The organism is Mesorhizobium sp. B2-4-6 (assembly GCF_006442775.1).
Lineage (GTDB): Bacteria > Pseudomonadota > Alphaproteobacteria > Rhizobiales > Rhizobiaceae > Mesorhizobium.
In genome coordinates this window covers 487,215-503,031 of the sequence record NZ_VFVI01000002.1, presented here as the reverse complement: position 1 = coordinate 503,031, position 15,817 = coordinate 487,215, and the positions used below count along the sequence as shown (strand labels likewise).

Here is a 15,817-nt window from a genome sequence, read left to right as displayed (position 1 = left end):
GGCGTTCGTCGCTTGAAAAGCCCATTTCGGGGCCTTTCATGCGCTTCGCGCACCGCTCCTCACCCCATCGCCTTCTGCAAATTCTCGTCGATCTTGTCGAGGAAGCCGGTGGTCGAGAGCCAGGGCTGGTCGGGGCCGATCAGCAGCGACAGGTCCTTGGTCATGAAGCCCGACTCGACGGTCTGGATGCAGACCTTTTCCAGCGTCTCGGCGAAGCGCTTCAGCCCGGCGTTGTCGTCGAGCTTGGCGCGGTGGGCAAGGCCGCGCGTCCATGCGAAGATCGAGGCGATCGAATTGGTCGAGGTTTCCTCGCCCTTCTGGTGCTGGCGGTAGTGGCGCGTCACGGTGCCGTGCGCGGCTTCCGCTTCCACCGTCTTGCCGTCCGGCGTCATCAGCACGGAGGTCATCAGGCCGAGCGAGCCGAAGCCTTGCGCCACGGTGTCGGATTGCACGTCGCCGTCATAGTTCTTGCAGGCCCAGACATAGCCGCCCGACCATTTCAGGCTGGAGGCGACCATGTCGTCGATCAGGCGGTGCTCGTACCAGAGTTTCCGCGCCTTGAATTCGGCCTCGAACTCCTTCTCGTAGACCTCCTGGAAGATGTCCTTGAAGCGGCCGTCATAGGCCTTGAGGATGGTGTTCTTGGTCGACAGATACACCGGAAAGTTGCGCAGCAGGCCATAGTTCAGCGAGGCTCGGGCGAACTCGCGGATCGACTCGTCGAGATTGTACATCGCCATGGCCACGCCGGCGCCCGGCGCGTCATAGACGTCATGCTCGATCACCTGGCCGTCCTCGCCGACGAACTTGATCGAGAGCTTGCCCTTGCCGGGGAAGCGGAAGTCGGTGGCGCGGTACTGGTCGCCGAAGGCATGACGGCCGACGACGATCGGCTTGGTCCAGCCCGGCACCAGGCGCGGCACGTTCTTCATGATGATCGGCTCGCGGAAGATGGTGCCCCCGAGGATGTTGCGGATGGTGCCGTTGGGCGACTTCCACATCTTCTTCAGCTTGAATTCCTCGACGCGCGCCTCGTCGGGAGTGATCGTTGCGCATTTCACGCCGACGCCGTATTTCTTGATGGCGTTGGCCGAGTCGATCGTCACCTGGTCGTTGGTGGCGTCGCGGTTCTCGATGCCGAGGTCGTAATATTCAAGCTTCAGGTCGAGATAGGGGTGGATCAGCTTGTCCTTGATGAACTGCCAGATGATGCGGGTCATCTCGTCGCCGTCGAGTTCGACGACCGGGTTCGCCACCTTGATCTTCGCCATGGAAAGAATGCCTCGTTGCTCGGGGATCTGAACGGCCTTGCCCGCATGGTTTCGGCCGGGGATGCGGAGCGTATATCAAAGGCTTTTTCAGCGCGCAAACCGCGATCCGCGCCGGAGCGGACGGGTGCCGCTGTTGTGAATGCTTCATTTTCCGGGCCGGATGTGGCAGGGGACGCCCAAACGCCGCAAACTCCGGTTACCCATAGCCATGCCAACCACCGAAAATACAGCCAAGACCGCTTCCGCCGGACCCGCCATCATCCTGGTCGAGCCGCAGCTCGGCGAGAATATCGGCATGGTCGCCCGCGCAATGGCGAATTTCGGCCTATCCGAGCTCAGGCTGGTCAACCCGCGTGACGGCTGGCCGAGCGAGAAGGCGCGCGCGGCCGCCAGCCGGGCCGACCACGTCATCGACGCCACCAGGGTTTTCGACGATCTGGCCTCGGCGGTCGCCGACCTGAATTTCGTCTTCGCCACGACGGCGCGCGAGCGCGACGGCTTCAAGCCGGTGCGCGGTCCCGTGGAAGCGGGCAGGGCGCTGAGAGCACGTGTCGAGGTGGGCGAGCGTACCGGCATCTTGTTCGGCCGCGAGCGCTTCGGCCTCTATAATGACGAGGTCGGGCTCGCCGACGAGATCGTCACCTTCCCGGTCGATCCCGGCTTTTCCTCGCTCAACATCGCCCAGGCGGTGCTGCTGATGTCCTATGAGTGGATGAAGTCCGGCCTCGCCGACGAGACCCAGACCAACTTCTCCGGACCGGAGCTGGTGCCGGCGACCAAGGAGCAGCTGCACAGCCTGTTCGCCTATCTGGAGAACGCGCTGGAAGCGCGGGGCTACTTCCGCCCGGAAGAAAAGAAGCCGAAGATGGTCGACAATCTGCGCGCCGTGTTGACGCGCGCGGGGTTCGCCGAACCCGAGCTCAAGGTTCTGCGCGGCATCATCTCCTCGCTCGACCGGTTCTCGCCGGCCATGCCGCGCGGCGACGGCTCGCCCGGGGATGATCCAAGACGATTGCCGGCCAGCGCGCGCGGTCGCGTCAAAGACGAAGAAAGTTAAGATCGATAAGCTGTGAGCGTTTGAAGTAACCGATTTTTATTCGGTTGTACCTCATCCTTGCTGCAATAGTGGGGGTGGCACATGTTTACGTCCAATATTGGTCGGCTGCGCTTTTTCCTTTACTCTCTCGGTCTTGCCGTCGCCGAAACTGTGGTGATCGTTGTCTGCATTGTCAGCACGATCGGTTTCGAAGGGCTGATCAATTCGGGGCCCGGCCCGGCGCGGCAGGGCATGGCGGGCGCCGTCCTCGTCGCCTCGCTCGTCTTTGTCGCGCTGCGCGGCAATATCGCCTCGCGCCGCACCCGCGACGCCAACGGGCGCCGATGGATCCTGTGGGCCTACATCGCCCTTTCCGCCGTGTACGCGCTTTTGCAGGCAGGCGTGCTGCTGGTCGTCAAATTCGATGATCCCGAAAGCATTCCCGGCGGGCTGAATCTGCTTGCACTTTCGATATTCGGCCTCTGGTGCACGATTCTGTGGGCGAAGCCGGTCGCGGGCAGCAATATCGATGAATTGACCGATGTTTTCGACTTCGACGGTCCGCTGCCGGCACCGGCGCGTGCCGGACGAACCGCAACAGCCAGCGTGCCGGCCGCCCCACGCGGCGCCGCTTCCGCTGCGCGCGTCCCGCCCGCGCCTCAGCCCTTCGGCAGGCCGCGCCCCGCCGGCTTCGGCAAGCGCGGGATATGAGTTATTCTTAGAGATAGAGCATGATGTCGTTCGAAAACCGTTGCACACTTTTCGGCATCATTCTCTGGCGACTGTGAAAAAGCTGCTCGCATTCGCCTCTTCAAGACCATGATCATTCGCGATAGAAGCGCGGTCGATCCAATCGCGGATCGGATGCTTCTCACGGCCGGATGACAATGAGCGATCGATCAAGCCAGCGCCCGATCCTGATGTTCGATTCCGGCGTTGGCGGGCTGACGGTGCTGCGCGAGGCGCGCGTGCTCATGCCCGATCGCCGCTTCGTCTATGTCGCCGACGACGCGGCTTTTCCTTATGGCGCATGGGAGGAACCGGCGCTCAAGGGTCACATACTTACGCTGTTCGGCAAGTTGCTCGATCGGCTTCAGCCGGCGATTTCGGTGATTGCCTGCAACACCGCCTCGACCCTGGTGATCGATGCGCTGCGCGAGACATTCCCCGGCCATCCGTTCGTGGGCACCGTGCCGGCGATCAAGCCGGCCGCGGAACGCACCCGCTCCGGCCTGGTATCGGTGCTGGCGACGCCGGGCACGGTGAAGCGCCAATACACGCGCGACCTGATCAGCAAATGGGCGCAGAAATGCCATGTGCGCCTGGTCGGCAGCGACCGGCTGGCCGGGCTCGCCGAGATTTACATGCGCCAAGGTTTCGTCGACGAGGAGGCCGTGCGCGCCGAAATCGCGCCCTGCTTCATCGAGCGCGACGGCAACCGCACCGACATCGTCGTGCTCGCCTGCACGCATTATCCGTTTCTCGTCAACCGCATGCGCAAGACCGCGCCCTGGCCGGTCGACTGGATCGATCCGGCCGAGGCGATCGCGCGGCGCGCCATGTCGCTCATCGAACCGGTCGGAGAGACATCGGGCGATAGCGAGCCCGATCTCGCCGTCTTCACTTCCGGCAAGGTGGACTTTGCTACCAGGCGGCTCATCCAGGGCTTTGGACTGACCGCGCGCTAAGGCGTGTCGATATTCAGGTGATGCCGGCCTGCAAATGCCGGTTTCCTACGCTTCCGGTGCTCACGTACTTTAAGTACGCTCCGCTCCGGTTCTCGGAACCCGCCATTTTCGACTCGGCCTGACCTGAATCTCAACGCGCCTTCACCCAGCCGCTAAACAGGCTCGAAGACGATGCTGCGCTGATCCGGGTCGGCCGAAACCAGCTTTAGCGTCAGGCCGTCGCCCTGCCTGAGCCCGGAAGCCTTCACGTTGGCGACGACGGGCATGTCGGCAAGCTGCACGCGCAAGCCGTGATCGACGAAGTCGGTGACGACGGCCTTGAACGCCTCGCCCTCGCGTCCCTCGAGCATGACCGCCTCGGCAAGGTCGATGGCGGCATGGTTGATCTGCGAAGCGCGGGCATCCGCTCGCCCCATCACCTTCGGCAATCTGGCGAACGCGTCGGTGACGGACTGCGGCACGGGCTGGCCGTTGGCGATCGCCAGCGCGCAGCGCACGACATAGCGGTCGGCCAGCCGCCTGAGCGGCGCGGTGGCATGCGCGTAGGTCGCGGCCATCGCCTCGTGCCAGGGGACGACGCCCTCGTGATAGGGCTGGTAGGACGCACCGTTGCCTGCGCGGCGGATTTCCAGCATCAGCGCGGCCTGTTTCGGATCGGCCGGATCGAGCGTGCGCTGATAGTCGCGCAGGCTGGTGGAGGCGGGCCAGGAGAGCCCAAGCGCCTGCGCCGCGTTGCGCAGTCTTTGCACTTTGGAAACATCCGGCCCCGACATCACCCGGAACAACCCGGTCTTGTGCGCCAGCATGGCGTCGGCAATCGCCATATTGGCGGCCAGCGAAAGTGCTGCATTGTCCTGCTCGGATTGCAGCAGCGGCCTGAACGAAAGCCGGAACGTGCTGTCGGCGAGCTTTTCCACCTCCTGCTCGGGCGGATCGACGCGCGAGGCGCCGCGCCGCTCTTCGTTTGCCGCCATGCGCCGCGCCAGTTCCGCGAAGCCGGCTGGAACGTCCGAGGGCTGCACGCTGTCATAGGCGAGCTTGGCGCGGCTTTGGATAATGGCCCGTTCCGCGCCGTCCAATTTCACCGCGCCGTCGCCGGCAACCCGGACCGTGAAGATAACCGCAGGGCGCGGTCCATCGGGCAGCAGGCTCGCCGCAGCCTCCGCGAGCACCGACGGGTACAACCCGGCCTTGCCGTCCGGCAAATAGAGCGTTTCGCCCCGGTTCCAGGCTTCGATATCAATCGCGTCGCCGTCCTCGACGAACCAGGCAACGTCGGCAATAGCATAATGCAAGAGAAGATCGCCGCCGCTGGCCTCGATCGAGAACGCTTGGTCGAGATCGGTGGAACTTGCCGGATCGAGTGTTACGAAGGGCACCGCGGTGCGATCGGCATGCTGGTCGGGCACACGCCTGGCTGCCGCTTCCGCCGCGGCCGCTACCTCCGGCGGAAATCCATCCGGCACGTGGAACTCGGTGCGGATTTTGGCGAGGCCGGTGGAGAGCGCCTGTGAGGGATCGGTCAGCGATTTCATGCAGCCGTCCTACACTGGCGCTCCGGGCGCGGGAAGGCTGTCGCTGAAGATCGCCGATGCCGCAAGCTTGCGAAGGACTTAGCCGCCAGGCCGGAACTGCTGTCGAACCGCGGCGTTTCTCCCGCAGCAAAGGAGAACCCGCCATGCCCGCCAAATCGCAAGCCCAGCAAAAGGCCGCCGGCGCAGCGCTTTCCGCCAAGCGCGGCGAGACGAAAAAGAGCGAACTCAAAGGCGCGTCGCGCGAGATGTATGAATCGATGAGCGAGAAGCAGCTCGAGGAGTTCGCCGAGACCAAGCGCAAGAGTCTGCCCGGCAAGAAGTCTTAGATCGAATGAAAGGCCGGCGGCGTCGGCTGCGGGCCTCCGTTAACCCCTTTGCCGCAACATCAGCTAGCGGCGCCACCAGCAATGCCGCGTCTTGTAGCGCACGACATGGCGATGGCCGTGGCGCCAGACCACTTTTTTCTTCACAACGACGCGGCACACCTGCGTGTGGCCATGCCAATACCTGGCCATGGCCGGTTCCGGCGTCATGACCGCCATCGATCCGGCCAACACAGCGGCTCCGGTCAGTGTAAGGAAGAACTTCTTCATGGGAATTCGGACTCCTCTGCTTCAGTCAATTCATCATGTGCAGGGCGTTTGCGTCCGAAGACGCCGCATCCGCTTGATGCCGCGGGCGTGCAACTTTCCGCCACACCCAGCGCCGCATGCAACGCTAAGATGATATCGGGTTGCCGTCGGTGCCGCCAGCCACAAGCTTGACAGCGGTTAAATCTGTGTTTAACAGGCCCACCAACACCGGGTGGCGACGCCCGGTGGTTTCTTTTGACGTGTCCCGTGGGTTTTCCGTCGCTTTGCGTGGAAAACCCTGTCAGGTCTCGAAAACGGAGGCCAGAGGAGGGCGCGTTTCCTTCGCCCGGAGCCATGGGGTTCCGGGTATATTGTTTTGAAAGGGAATGCGATGAGCAAGCGCGAATCCGCGAAATACAAGATCGACCGCCGTCTCGGCGAAAACATCTGGGGCCGCCCGAAGTCCCCGGTCAACAAGCGTGAATACGGCCCCGGCCAGCACGGCCAGCGCCGCAAGGGCAAGCTTTCCGACTTCGGCCTGCAGCTGCGCGCCAAGCAGAAGCTCAAGGGTCACTATGGCGATGTTTCGGAAAAGCAGTTCCGCAAGGTCTATGAAGAGGCCAACCGCCGCAAGGGCGACACCTCCGAGAACCTGATCGGCCTGCTCGAGTCGCGTCTCGACGCGGTCGTCTACCGCGCCAAGTTCGTGCCGACCATTTTCGCCGCCCGTCAGTTCGTCAACCACGGCCATGTCAACGTCAACGGCAAGCGCACCAACATCGGTTCGTATCGCTGCAAGCCGGGCGACCTCATCGAGGTGCGTGAGAAGTCGAAGCAGCTCGTGATCGTGCTGGAATCGGTTGGTCTCGCCGAGCGCGACGTGCCGGACTACATCGAAGCCGACCACAACAAGATGACCGCGACCTTTGCTCGCGTTCCCGGCCTGTCGGACGTTCCGTTCGCCGTGCAGATGGAACCGAACCTGGTCGTCGAATTCTACTCCCGCTGATCGACATCAATCAGCCGCAGCATCCAAGGCCGCCTCTCGAGGCGGCCTTTTCTTTGTCCGCTATGTCCGCTAAGCCGGGCGCCAACGGAACGCAGGGCCGGCGCCATGAATATGCTGCCAGATGTCAAAACGCTCGAGCCGATCGCCGACGAGACCGACGGCGGCTTCCATCCGTTGTTTGCCGACGTGCCGTCCTCGGTCGAATTCAACAAGCTGCGCAAGCGGCTGTTGAGGCTGACGCGCCAGGCGATCGAGGATTTCGCCATGGTGAAGCCCGGCGAGCGCTGGCTGGTGGCGCTTTCGGGCGGCAAGGATTCCTATGGACTGCTCGCGCTGCTGCTCGATCTCAAATGGCGCGGCCTGCTGCCGGTCGAACTGCTCGCCTGCAATCTCGACCAGGGCCAGCCGAATTTCCCGAAGCACGTCCTGCCCGATTATCTCAACGCCAACGGCATAGAGCACCGCATCGAATACCAGGACACCTATTCGGTGGTGACCGACAAGCTGCCGGAGGGCAGCACCTATTGCTCGCTCTGCTCGCGGCTGCGGCGCGGCCATCTCTACCGCATCGCGCGCGAGGAGGGGTGCTCGGCGCTGGTGCTTGGCCACCACCGCGAGGACATTCTCGAGACCTTTTTCATGAACCTGTTCCATGGCGGCCGTCTCGCCGCCATGCCGCCCAAGCTTCTCAATGACGAGGGTGATGTCATGGTGTTACGGCCGCTCGCATATAGCGCAGAGGCCGATCTCGAAAAATTCGCCAACGCCATGAAATTCCCGATCATCCCGTGCGATCTGTGCGGCAGCCAGGAAGGGCTGCAGCGCAACGCCATGAAGGCGATGCTCGACGACATCGAGAGGCGCATGCCGGGCCGCAAGGACACGATGATCCGCGCCATGACCAATGTAAGGCCTTCGCATCTCCTGGACAGGAAGCTGTTCGACTTCGCGGGGCTAGAGCCAGATGATTTCAGGTCTGTTCGACCTGAAATCTGAATCCGGCTCTAACTCAAAGAAGTAGAGCATGATGTCGTCCGAAAACCGCTTCACACTTTTCGGCATCACGCTCTAGACGCGAACCCAGGACGAGACATTTCCGATGAAATTTGACGACCATTCGATCGACTGGCTGGCCGAGCTTCTTGCCGACGCCGCCAGGACTGAAATCATGCCGCGCTTCCGCCGGCTGGGCGAGGGCGACGTGCGCCAGAAGACGTCCGCCGCCGACCTCGTGACCGAGGCGGACGTCAATGCCGAGAGGCTGATCACCGCCCGGCTGCGCGAACGCTATCCCGACGCCATGGTGGTTGGCGAGGAAGCCTGCTCCGACAACCCGGCGCTGCTATCTGGCCTTGGCGATGCCACGCTGGCCTTCGTCATCGATCCGGTCGACGGCACCTTCAACTTCGCTTCCGGCGTGCCGCTGTTCGGCGTCATGGCCGGCGTCGTCGTCAACGGCGAGACTGTCGCCGGCATCATCCATGATCCGGTCGGCAAGGACTGGCTGATCGGCGCCAAGGGCGCGGGCAGCCATATCCGCCACGCGCACGGCGCGCTGGAGAAGGTCCGCGTCGCGGCACCGGTGCCCATGGCGCAGATGACCGGCGCCGTTTCCTGGCAGTTTCTCGAAGAGCCTGAGCGCTCGCGGCTTGCCCGCAACCAGACCAAGACGCTGTCGCAATTCGCCTATCGCTGCGCGGCGCATGAATATCGGCTGCTTGCCAGCGGTCACGCCCATTTCGTGCTCTACAACAAGCTGATGCCCTGGGATCATCTCGCCGGCGCGCTGATCCACCAGGAAGCCGGCGGCCATGTCGCGCGCGTCGACGGCAGCGCCTACCTGCCGTCGCATGTCGACGGCGGCCTGCTGGTCGCGCCGGACAAGCAAAGCTGGGACGAGTTGCGCTGCGAGCTCTGGGCTGAGTAGGGTAATTTGCGCTCGGCCGGCAATCTGCCGGCCGGATAGCAATTAAAGCGCGTCGCGTTGAAGCGGATTCAGGCAACGCGCTTTAGGCCTTTGTTTTCATGCATGTCGTTATTGCAAAACCGCTGCACACTTTTGCGCGACATGCATTAGTGCAGATCGGTAACGTGCCCCGAAACAGGGGGATTGTGGGGCTGGAACATCCTGCCCCGCTCGGCGATCAGGATCATCAGCAAAGCCGCGACCGAGACGCTGCAGAAGCCGGCGGCCAGAGGCGTGACCGTGCCGTTATAGGCCTGGCCGATCGCCGCGCCGATGAGGGCACCGAGGAAGGTCTGCATGAAGCCCAGGATGGATGCCGCCGTGCCGGCGAGCTCGCCGAGCGGCTCCATGGCCAAAGCGTTGAAATTCGCGCCCAGTCCGCCGAATGGCAGCATCGCCCCGGCAAAGAAAGTGACGAAGAGCCAGAGCGGCATCTGTATCTCCAGCGAGACCACCAGCCAGGCAAGGCTGATGCACAGGAAGATGAGCAGCGCGCCTTGCGACAGGCGGCGCATGCCAATCTGCCCGACCAACCGAGAATTGAGATAATTGGAAAAGGCAAGCACGCCGGCGACGCCGGCAAAGATCAGCGGGAACAATTCGCCGACATGAAAGACGTCGATGTAGATCTGCTGCGCCGAACTGATGAAGCCGAACATGGCGGCGAAAATGAACGTGCTGGCGAAAGCGTAGCAAAGCGTGAGCCGGTTGGTGAGCACGATGCGGAAGCCGCTGACCACGGAGCTTACCGTCAGCGGCCGGCGATATTCCGGATGCAGCGTCTCCGGCAGGCGCAGCAGAGCCCAGGTCGAAACGATCAACGCGCCGATAGCCATGGTCACGAAAATCCAGTGCCAACTGGCGAAAAGCATGACGAACTGGCCGATGCCGGGCGCGATGACAGGGATGGCCATGAACACCATGAAGATCAGCGACATCACCTCGGCCATGCGCCGACCTTCGAACGTGTCACGCACGATCGAGACGGCGATGACGCGGGTCGCGGCCGCGCCGATGCCCTGTATGAGACGCCAGGTCAGCAACAGGGTGAAACTGGGAGCTATGGCGGCGGCGGCCGCAGCCACGACATAGACGACCAGGCCAAGGACCAGTGGCGCTCGGCGCCCGAAGCGATCCGAAATAGGCCCGAACAAAAGCTGCCCGCCGCCGAAGCCGAGCATATAGGCGGTGATGACATATTGGCGGTGGTTCTCGCTCTCGACGCCGAGCGAGGCGCCGATCTGCTGCAGCGCCGGCAACATGATGTCGATGGCCAAGGAATTGAGCGCCATGAGCGCCGCGCAGAGCGCGATGAATTCCCAGCGCGGAATGGGCAAGCTGCTTGCCCGTTGCGACGCTTCTACCTGCTTGTCCACGGCAAAGTCCGATCTTTCAAACGAACAGGCGCCGGCTGGCCGGCGCGCTGGTTCGTCTCATCCCCGAGACTCGGGGGTTATGTTGCCGAGGTGGGGGCGGCCCCGAGCGATGCTTGCCGGCCGAGGGTTAGCCTCCGCGCCGGCGAGCAAAATTGAATCAGGCGGCGCCTTTGACGCTGACGCCCTTTTCGACCAGGAAGTCCTGCAACTCGCCGGCCTGGAACATTTCGCGCACGATGTCGCAACCGCCGACGAACTCGCCCTTCACATAGAGCTGCGGGATGGTCGGCCAGTTGGAATAGTCCTTGATTCCCTGGCGCAGTTCGGCCGAGTCGAGCACGTTGACGCCTTTGTAGTCGGCCCCGATGTAATCGAGGATCTGCACCACCTGGCCGGAGAAGCCGCATTGCGGGAAGCCGGGCGTGCCCTTCATGAAGAGCACGACGTCGTTGCTCTTCACTTCATTGTCGATGTAGTCGTTGATTCCGGTCATGGACGGTCCTTTCACGCCTGTGGGAGTCAGGCTCGAAACATGTCCTTCAAATAAACCCATAGGTTGGCTGAAACAAGACGTTAGCCGCGACGCCGGCCCAATGGCGCAAGGGATATCGCGATTTTGGGCTAAGCCTGAGCGGCGCCGGCGCTCAGTCGGGAATACTGGTCTGCAGCGCCAGCGCGTGCAGCAGGCCGCCCATATTGCCCTTCAGCGCGTTGTAGACCATCTGGTGCTGCTGCACACGGCTTTTGCCCCGGAAGCTCTCGGCCACGACCTCGGCCGCGTAATGATCGCCGTCGCCAGCCAGGTCGCGGATCGTCACCTTTGCGTCCGGAATGCCTTCCTTGATCAGTTTTTCGATGTCGTGGGCATCCATTGCCATGGCAAAATCCTGTTTCAAGCGGGCGGGCTGTATGGTGTGACTCGGGTGAGCCTAAAGCCTTTCCAGCCCGGATTGAAGCCGTTCCGTCGGGTGATGAGGCCCTATGGGTTATCCTGGCTCGAATGAACCACGCCGTCTTCGGTGATGTCATCGCGCGTCGAATAGGCGCGGCCGAGGCTGAAGACCAGCACGTAGAGCGGGAGGTTGATCAACAGGCTGACGATCGGAAGATAGCTCGTCATCCGCCATGCGGTTGAGAAGAAGGGCTGACCATAGCCGTCGCAGGTCAAGGACGAGCCATAGTCCCAAATAGCCCCGATCAACGCGGCGACGGCGAAGAGCTTGATAGAGGTCACGACGTGCTTTGCACGCGCCGGCTTCGGAGAAAGCCTGTTCCAGAGCACCAGGCAGACGACTGGAACGGCGTAGATCAGGGTCTGCAATATCAGCATCGGCAGCGTGCCGTTGGCCGCGGCCAGGAACTCGGCGCGGGTTTCCAGCCGCGGGCAGACCTCGCTCGAGGTCGTCGACAACAGGAACAGGACGAACGGCCCGAGAAACCAGAAGAAGAACAGGGACGGCCAGAAGACGACTGCAATCAGCGCCCTGGCGGTTAAATCATGTCGCATAAAAAAGGATTGCTTCTAGCCCGGTCAACTGGCCTGATCCATGAAGCGCGGGAACCAGCCCTCATAGGCGGCCTTCAGCTCGCTGACCGGGATCGGCCGGGCCTCGCCGAGCTTCAATTCGCGACCGCCGGTGGTGCCGATCCAGGGCGCGAAGATGCCGAGCATGCCCTGCTCTTCGCGGATCCTGTCCCATTCGCCGCTTTGCGAGTCGATCGACAGTGTCAGCAGGTAGCGGCCCTGGTCCTCGCCGAACCAGACCGGGATCGGATCGGTGCCGGTGAGCCCCGGAACGGTGGCGCCGATGCCGGAGGCCATCGCCATTTCGGCGAGCGCTATCGCCAGGCCGCCGTCGGAGACGTCGTGCGCCGATGTCACGATGCCGGAGGCGATCAGCGCGCGCACATGGTCGCCAACCCGCTTCTCATGATCGAGGTCGACGGGCGGCGGCGGACCGTCGGCTCGACCGTGGATGTCGCGCATATAGACGGACTGGCCGAGATGGCTGCCCCAGGTGGCGGGCGCGCCGACCAGCACGATCATCTGGCCTTCGGCGGCAAAGCCGATACGCGCCATCTTCGACCAGTCGGAGATGAGGCCGACGCCGCCGATGGTCGGCGTCGGCAGGATGCCGCGGCCATTGGTTTCGTTGTAGAGCGAGACATTGCCGGAGACGATCGGGAAGCCGAGAGCGCGGCAGGCATCGCCGATGCCTTTGATGGCCCCGACGAACTGGCCCATGATCTCTGGCCGCTCCGGATTGCCGAAATTGAGGTTGTCGGTGGCCGCAAGCGGCAAGGCGCCGGTCGCGGTCAGATTGCGCCAGCATTCGGCCACGGCCTGCTTGCCGCCTTCGTACGGGTCGGCCTCGCAGTAGCGCGGCGTGACGTCTGAGGAGAAGGCCAGCGCCTTGGTCGGATGACCCTCGACGCGCACGACGCCGGCGTCGCCACCGGGAAGCTGCAGCGAATTGCCCTGGATCAGCGTGTCATACTGCTCCCACACCCAGCGGCGCGAGGAGAGATCCGGCCCACCCAACATTTTCAGCAGCGCGTCGGCGACATCGGCCTTCGGCGCATCGTTCGCGGCGAGCGGCGCCGGCTTCTTCGGCTCGACCCAGGGGCGGTCATATTCCGGTGCCTGGTCGCCCAGGTCCTTGATCGGCAGGTTGGCGACCTCGTCGCCCTGATGGATGACGCGGAAACGCAAATCGTCGGTGGTCTTGCCGACGATGGCGAAGTCGAGGCCCCATTTGCGGAAGATCGCCTCGGCTTCTTCCTCCTTCTCGGGGCGCAGCACCATCAGCATGCGCTCCTGGCTTTCCGACAGCATCATCTCATAGGCGCTCATGCGCTCCTCGCGCACCGGCACCTTGTCGAGGTCGAGCTCGATGCCGAGGTCGCCCTTGGCGCCCATCTCGACCGCCGAGCAGGTCAGGCCGGCGGCGCCCATGTCCTGGATGGCGATGACGGCGCCGGATGCCATCAGCTCAAGGCAGGCTTCCAGCAGGCATTTTTCGGTGAAAGGATCGCCGACCTGCACGGTCGGACGCTTCTCCTCGATCTTGTCGTCGAATTCGGCCGAGGCCATGGTGGCGCCGCCGACGCCGTCGCGCCCGGTCTTGGCGCCGAGATAGACGACCGGCAGGCCGACGCCCTTGGCCTGCGACAGGAAGATGGCGTTGGTCTTGGCGAGGCCCGCCGCGAAAGCGTTGACCAGGATGTTGCCGTTGTAGCGGGCATCGAAATTGACCTCGCCGCCGACGGTCGGCACGCCGAAGGAATTGCCGTAGCCGCCGACGCCCGAAACCACGCCGGCAACGAGATGCCGGGTCTTGGGATGATCCGGCGCGCCGAAGCGCAGCGCGTTCATCGCCGCCACCGGCCTGGCGCCCATGGTGAAGACGTCGCGCAGGATGCCGCCGACGCCGGTCGCCGCACCCTGATAGGGCTCGATGTAGGACGGATGGTTGTGGCTCTCCATCTTGAACACGACGCAGTCGCCGTCGCCGATATCGACCACGCCGGCATTCTCGCCGGGACCCTGGATGACCCGCGGGCCGCTGGTCGGCAGGGTGCGCAGCCATTTCTTCGAGGATTTGTAGGAGCAGTGCTCGTTCCACATCGCAGAGAAGATGCCGAGTTCGGTGAAGCTTGGTTCGCGGCCGACCAGATCGAGGATGCGCTGGTATTCGTCGGGCTTCAGCCCATGCGCGGCGACGAGCTCGGGGGTGATCGGCACGGAATTGGAAATAGTCATGAGCGGCGATTTTTGTCCGTGGGAGAGGGGAGCTTCCTTGAGTCTCCTCTTATCGCAAGCTTTCGCGCGATACACCCCATCGGATGACGAAAAACGCCGGAAAACTGCCTCTGCGGAGATGCCCAGGGTCTGGGGCTTGCCGGCTTGATCAGGAAAAACTGTCGTAGCCGGCGCGGCCTTCGTCGAGCAGGCGGCGGATGACGGCGACGCCGCCGGCGACATCCTTGCTTTGCCGGGGCTGCGACACGCCAAAGCGCACGCCGTGAAAGACCTGCTCGGAGCGGCCGGCCTTGAACTCGTCCTCGTCGTCGATGAGCACGCCTTGCGCCAGGCAGGCGTTCTTGAAGGTGCCGGACAGCCACGGGTCCGGCAAGGTCAGCCAGACGAAGGGCACGTTGTCCCTTGCCTTGATGTCGAACCCCGCCAGCACGTCGCGCACGATGGCGAGGCGCGCTTGGATTTCGGCGATGCCGCGCTTGCGGATCTCGCCCGCCTGGCCCGACGTCACCAGCCTTGCGCCGACCTCGGCCAGCAGGAAAGGCAGGCCGCCGGTCATCATCTTGTGGGCGACGCGGATGCGGTGGCGATAGGCCGGCGGGCAGGAAAGCCAGCCGCCGCGCACGCCGGCGGCGACTGATTTGGACAGGCCGCCGGCGACGATGGTGCGCTCCGGCGCATATTCGGCCAGCAGCGGCGTCGGGTCGTCGGTGAGTTCGCCGTAAAGATCGTCCTCGATCAGCGCGACATTGTACTCGCGCGCAATCGTCGCGATCGCCTGCCGCCGCTTCGCCGACAGGGTCACCAGCGTCGGGTTCTTCGCGGTCGGCATCAGGAACATCACCTTTGGATGTTTCTGCGCGCAGACGCGCTCGAAATCGTCCGGGTCGATACCGTTGTCGTCGGTCAGAACCAGCGCGATGCGGCGCCCGATCAGCCCCGCGCTGCGCGCGATTTGCGAATAGGTGAGGTGCTCGAAGACGACGTAATCGCCGGGCATGGTCAGCGCCGCGATCGCCGCCATGACCGCGGCGTGGGTGCCCAGCGTCGGCACGATCGAATCGGGCGAGGGGCGGAAGGCGTTGCGCGCCAGCCAGCGGCTGCCAGCCTCGTACCAGCGTTCGGGAAAATCCCGCGTATAGCTCGAAATGTCGTGCGGATGCTCCTGCGCCGTGCGCGCCAGCACGTCGGCGATCACCGCGCCCTGGCCGACATCGGGCGCGGCGGTGCTGTCGAAACGCAGCTTGCCGCTCGGCGCGTCGATGAGGCGCGTGCCTTGCAGGCCTGGCTCGACATCGGGTTTCGGGGTCTCCGTCCGCTGGCCGAGCACATAGGTGCCGCGGCCAACCTCGCCGCTCACCAGACCCCGCTCGCGCAGCAGTTGATAGGCCCTGCCGATGGTGCCGACTGTCGTGCCGATGTCATAGGCGAGGTCGCGCTGCGGCGGCAGTTTTGCACCGGCATCGATGACGCCCTTGTCGATATCTGACTCAATGCTGTCAGCAAGACGCTGATAGAGCGGACCGGAGCCAGAGGAAAGATCGGGGAGCCAATTTGTCATGGTGACAATTTTCTATATTGCATCGCGCGATGAGTCAATCCAT

At 63.6% G+C, this 15,817-nt stretch carries 16 protein-coding genes; 7 read left to right on the top strand and 9 right to left on the bottom strand.

The features are described from left to right. Positions 1 to 59: 59 nt before the first annotated feature. Positions 60 to 1,271 carry an NADP-dependent isocitrate dehydrogenase gene (locus FJ957_RS08355; protein WP_140830381.1) on the bottom strand — a complete coding sequence of 404 codons (1,212 nt, stop codon included), beginning with the start codon at positions 1,269 to 1,271 and terminating at the stop codon, positions 60 to 62. 208 nt (positions 1,272 to 1,479) lie between these two features. On the opposite strand from FJ957_RS08355, the gene FJ957_RS08350 reads away from it, so the two are divergent. The 3 genes from FJ957_RS08350 (at position 1,480) to murI (ending at position 3,995) form a co-directional block, all read left to right on the top strand. Next, complete coding sequence (locus tag FJ957_RS08350; RefSeq protein WP_140830379.1) at positions 1,480 to 2,328, top strand: RNA methyltransferase; 849 nt, start codon at positions 1,480 to 1,482, stop codon at positions 2,326 to 2,328. Between the two features lie 150 nt (positions 2,329 to 2,478). Then, positions 2,479 to 3,018: a hypothetical protein gene (locus FJ957_RS08345; protein ID WP_140830378.1), complete on the top strand. Its 540-nt coding sequence runs from the start codon at positions 2,479 to 2,481 to the stop codon at positions 3,016 to 3,018. A gap of 176 nt (positions 3,019 to 3,194) precedes the next feature. After that, entirely contained in the window at positions 3,195 to 3,995 is an 801-nt protein-coding gene (gene murI / locus FJ957_RS08340) for a glutamate racemase (protein WP_140830376.1), read from the top strand. A gap of 152 nt (positions 3,996 to 4,147) precedes the next feature. On the opposite strand, the gene FJ957_RS08335 is transcribed toward murI, so the two are convergent. After that, positions 4,148 to 5,530, bottom strand: coding sequence for an RNB domain-containing ribonuclease (locus FJ957_RS08335; protein ID WP_140830374.1), 1,383 nt, complete (start codon positions 5,528 to 5,530; stop codon positions 4,148 to 4,150). A gap of 143 nt (positions 5,531 to 5,673) precedes the next feature. Here FJ957_RS08335 and FJ957_RS08330 point away from each other — a divergent pair, with 143 nt between their 5' ends. Then, complete coding sequence (locus tag FJ957_RS08330; protein WP_140830373.1) at positions 5,674 to 5,856, top strand: DUF3008 family protein; 183 nt, start codon at positions 5,674 to 5,676, stop codon at positions 5,854 to 5,856. 63 nt (positions 5,857 to 5,919) lie between these two features. Here FJ957_RS08330 and FJ957_RS08325 read toward each other — a convergent pair whose 3' ends face one another. Continuing rightward, positions 5,920 to 6,123: a hypothetical protein gene (locus FJ957_RS08325; RefSeq protein ID WP_140830371.1), complete on the bottom strand. Its 204-nt coding sequence runs from the start codon at positions 6,121 to 6,123 to the stop codon at positions 5,920 to 5,922. Between the two features lie 370 nt (positions 6,124 to 6,493). Here FJ957_RS08325 and rpsD point away from each other — a divergent pair, with 370 nt between their 5' ends. The 3 genes from rpsD to FJ957_RS08310 all read left to right on the top strand — a co-directional run bounded on the left by rpsD (position 6,494) and on the right by FJ957_RS08310 (position 9,038). Beyond that, entirely contained in the window at positions 6,494 to 7,111 is a 618-nt protein-coding gene (gene rpsD, locus FJ957_RS08320) for a 30S ribosomal protein S4 (RefSeq protein ID WP_140677426.1), read from the top strand. A gap of 111 nt (positions 7,112 to 7,222) precedes the next feature. Next, positions 7,223 to 8,107, top strand: a complete 885-nt coding sequence (gene ttcA, locus FJ957_RS08315; RefSeq protein ID WP_181180535.1) for a tRNA 2-thiocytidine(32) synthetase TtcA — start codon at positions 7,223 to 7,225, stop codon at positions 8,105 to 8,107. A 103-nt stretch (positions 8,108 to 8,210) separates the two neighbouring features. After that, positions 8,211 to 9,038, top strand: a complete 828-nt coding sequence (locus tag FJ957_RS08310) for an inositol monophosphatase family protein (RefSeq protein ID WP_140830367.1) — start codon at positions 8,211 to 8,213, stop codon at positions 9,036 to 9,038. A gap of 146 nt (positions 9,039 to 9,184) precedes the next feature. Here FJ957_RS08310 and FJ957_RS08305 read toward each other — a convergent pair whose 3' ends face one another. From FJ957_RS08305 to FJ957_RS08280, 6 genes are all read right to left on the bottom strand, one after another. Next, the gene (locus FJ957_RS08305) at positions 9,185 to 10,453 is read right to left on the bottom strand and encodes a multidrug effflux MFS transporter (protein ID WP_140677432.1); all 1,269 of its coding nucleotides are present in this window, start codon (positions 10,451 to 10,453) and stop codon (positions 9,185 to 9,187) included. A gap of 157 nt (positions 10,454 to 10,610) precedes the next feature. Then, positions 10,611 to 10,946, bottom strand: a complete 336-nt coding sequence (gene grxD, locus FJ957_RS08300; protein ID WP_059185116.1) for a Grx4 family monothiol glutaredoxin — start codon at positions 10,944 to 10,946, stop codon at positions 10,611 to 10,613. A gap of 151 nt (positions 10,947 to 11,097) precedes the next feature. Then, entirely contained in the window at positions 11,098 to 11,331 is a 234-nt protein-coding gene (locus tag FJ957_RS08295; RefSeq protein ID WP_140647507.1) for a BolA family transcriptional regulator, read from the bottom strand. Positions 11,332 to 11,432: 101 nt separating this feature from the next. Further along, positions 11,433 to 11,960: a hypothetical protein gene (locus tag FJ957_RS08290; RefSeq protein ID WP_140830366.1), complete on the bottom strand. Its 528-nt coding sequence runs from the start codon at positions 11,958 to 11,960 to the stop codon at positions 11,433 to 11,435. Between the two features lie 24 nt (positions 11,961 to 11,984). Beyond that, positions 11,985 to 14,216 (bottom strand): phosphoribosylformylglycinamidine synthase subunit PurL, encoded by a 2,232-nt coding sequence (gene purL, locus FJ957_RS08285; RefSeq protein WP_140830364.1) that lies wholly within the window; start codon positions 14,214 to 14,216, stop codon positions 11,985 to 11,987. 148 nt (positions 14,217 to 14,364) lie between these two features. Continuing rightward, positions 14,365 to 15,774, bottom strand: coding sequence for a PLP-dependent aminotransferase family protein (locus tag FJ957_RS08280; RefSeq protein ID WP_140830362.1), 1,410 nt, complete (start codon positions 15,772 to 15,774; stop codon positions 14,365 to 14,367). Positions 15,775 to 15,817 lie beyond the last annotated feature (43 nt).

Bases quoted from the DNA above. Each gene is read 5' to 3' on its own strand.
- FJ957_RS08355 (WP_140830381.1), bottom strand. From the start codon at position 1,271: ATGGCGAAGATCAAGGTGGCGAACCCGGTCGTCGAACTCGACGGCGAC.
- FJ957_RS08350 (WP_140830379.1), top strand. From the start codon at position 1,480: ATGCCAACCACCGAAAATACAGCCAAGACCGCTTCCGCCGGACCCGCC.
- murI (WP_140830376.1), top strand. From the start codon at position 3,195: ATGAGCGATCGATCAAGCCAGCGCCCGATCCTGATGTTCGATTCCGGC.
- FJ957_RS08335 (WP_140830374.1), bottom strand. From the start codon at position 5,530: ATGAAATCGCTGACCGATCCCTCACAGGCGCTCTCCACCGGCCTCGCC.
- FJ957_RS08330 (WP_140830373.1), top strand. From the start codon at position 5,674: ATGCCCGCCAAATCGCAAGCCCAGCAAAAGGCCGCCGGCGCAGCGCTT.
- FJ957_RS08325 (WP_140830371.1), bottom strand. From the start codon at position 6,123: ATGAAGAAGTTCTTCCTTACACTGACCGGAGCCGCTGTGTTGGCCGGA.
- rpsD (WP_140677426.1), top strand. From the start codon at position 6,494: ATGAGCAAGCGCGAATCCGCGAAATACAAGATCGACCGCCGTCTCGGC.
- ttcA (WP_181180535.1), top strand. From the start codon at position 7,223: ATGCTGCCAGATGTCAAAACGCTCGAGCCGATCGCCGACGAGACCGAC.
- FJ957_RS08310 (WP_140830367.1), top strand. From the start codon at position 8,211: ATGAAATTTGACGACCATTCGATCGACTGGCTGGCCGAGCTTCTTGCC.
- grxD (WP_059185116.1), bottom strand. From the start codon at position 10,946: ATGACCGGAATCAACGACTACATCGACAATGAAGTGAAGAGCAACGAC.
- FJ957_RS08295 (WP_140647507.1), bottom strand. From the start codon at position 11,331: ATGGCAATGGATGCCCACGACATCGAAAAACTGATCAAGGAAGGCATT.
- FJ957_RS08290 (WP_140830366.1), bottom strand. From the start codon at position 11,960: ATGCGACATGATTTAACCGCCAGGGCGCTGATTGCAGTCGTCTTCTGG.
- purL (WP_140830364.1), bottom strand. From the start codon at position 14,216: ATGACTATTTCCAATTCCGTGCCGATCACCCCCGAGCTCGTCGCCGCG.
- FJ957_RS08280 (WP_140830362.1), bottom strand. From the start codon at position 15,774: ATGACAAATTGGCTCCCCGATCTTTCCTCTGGCTCCGGTCCGCTCTAT.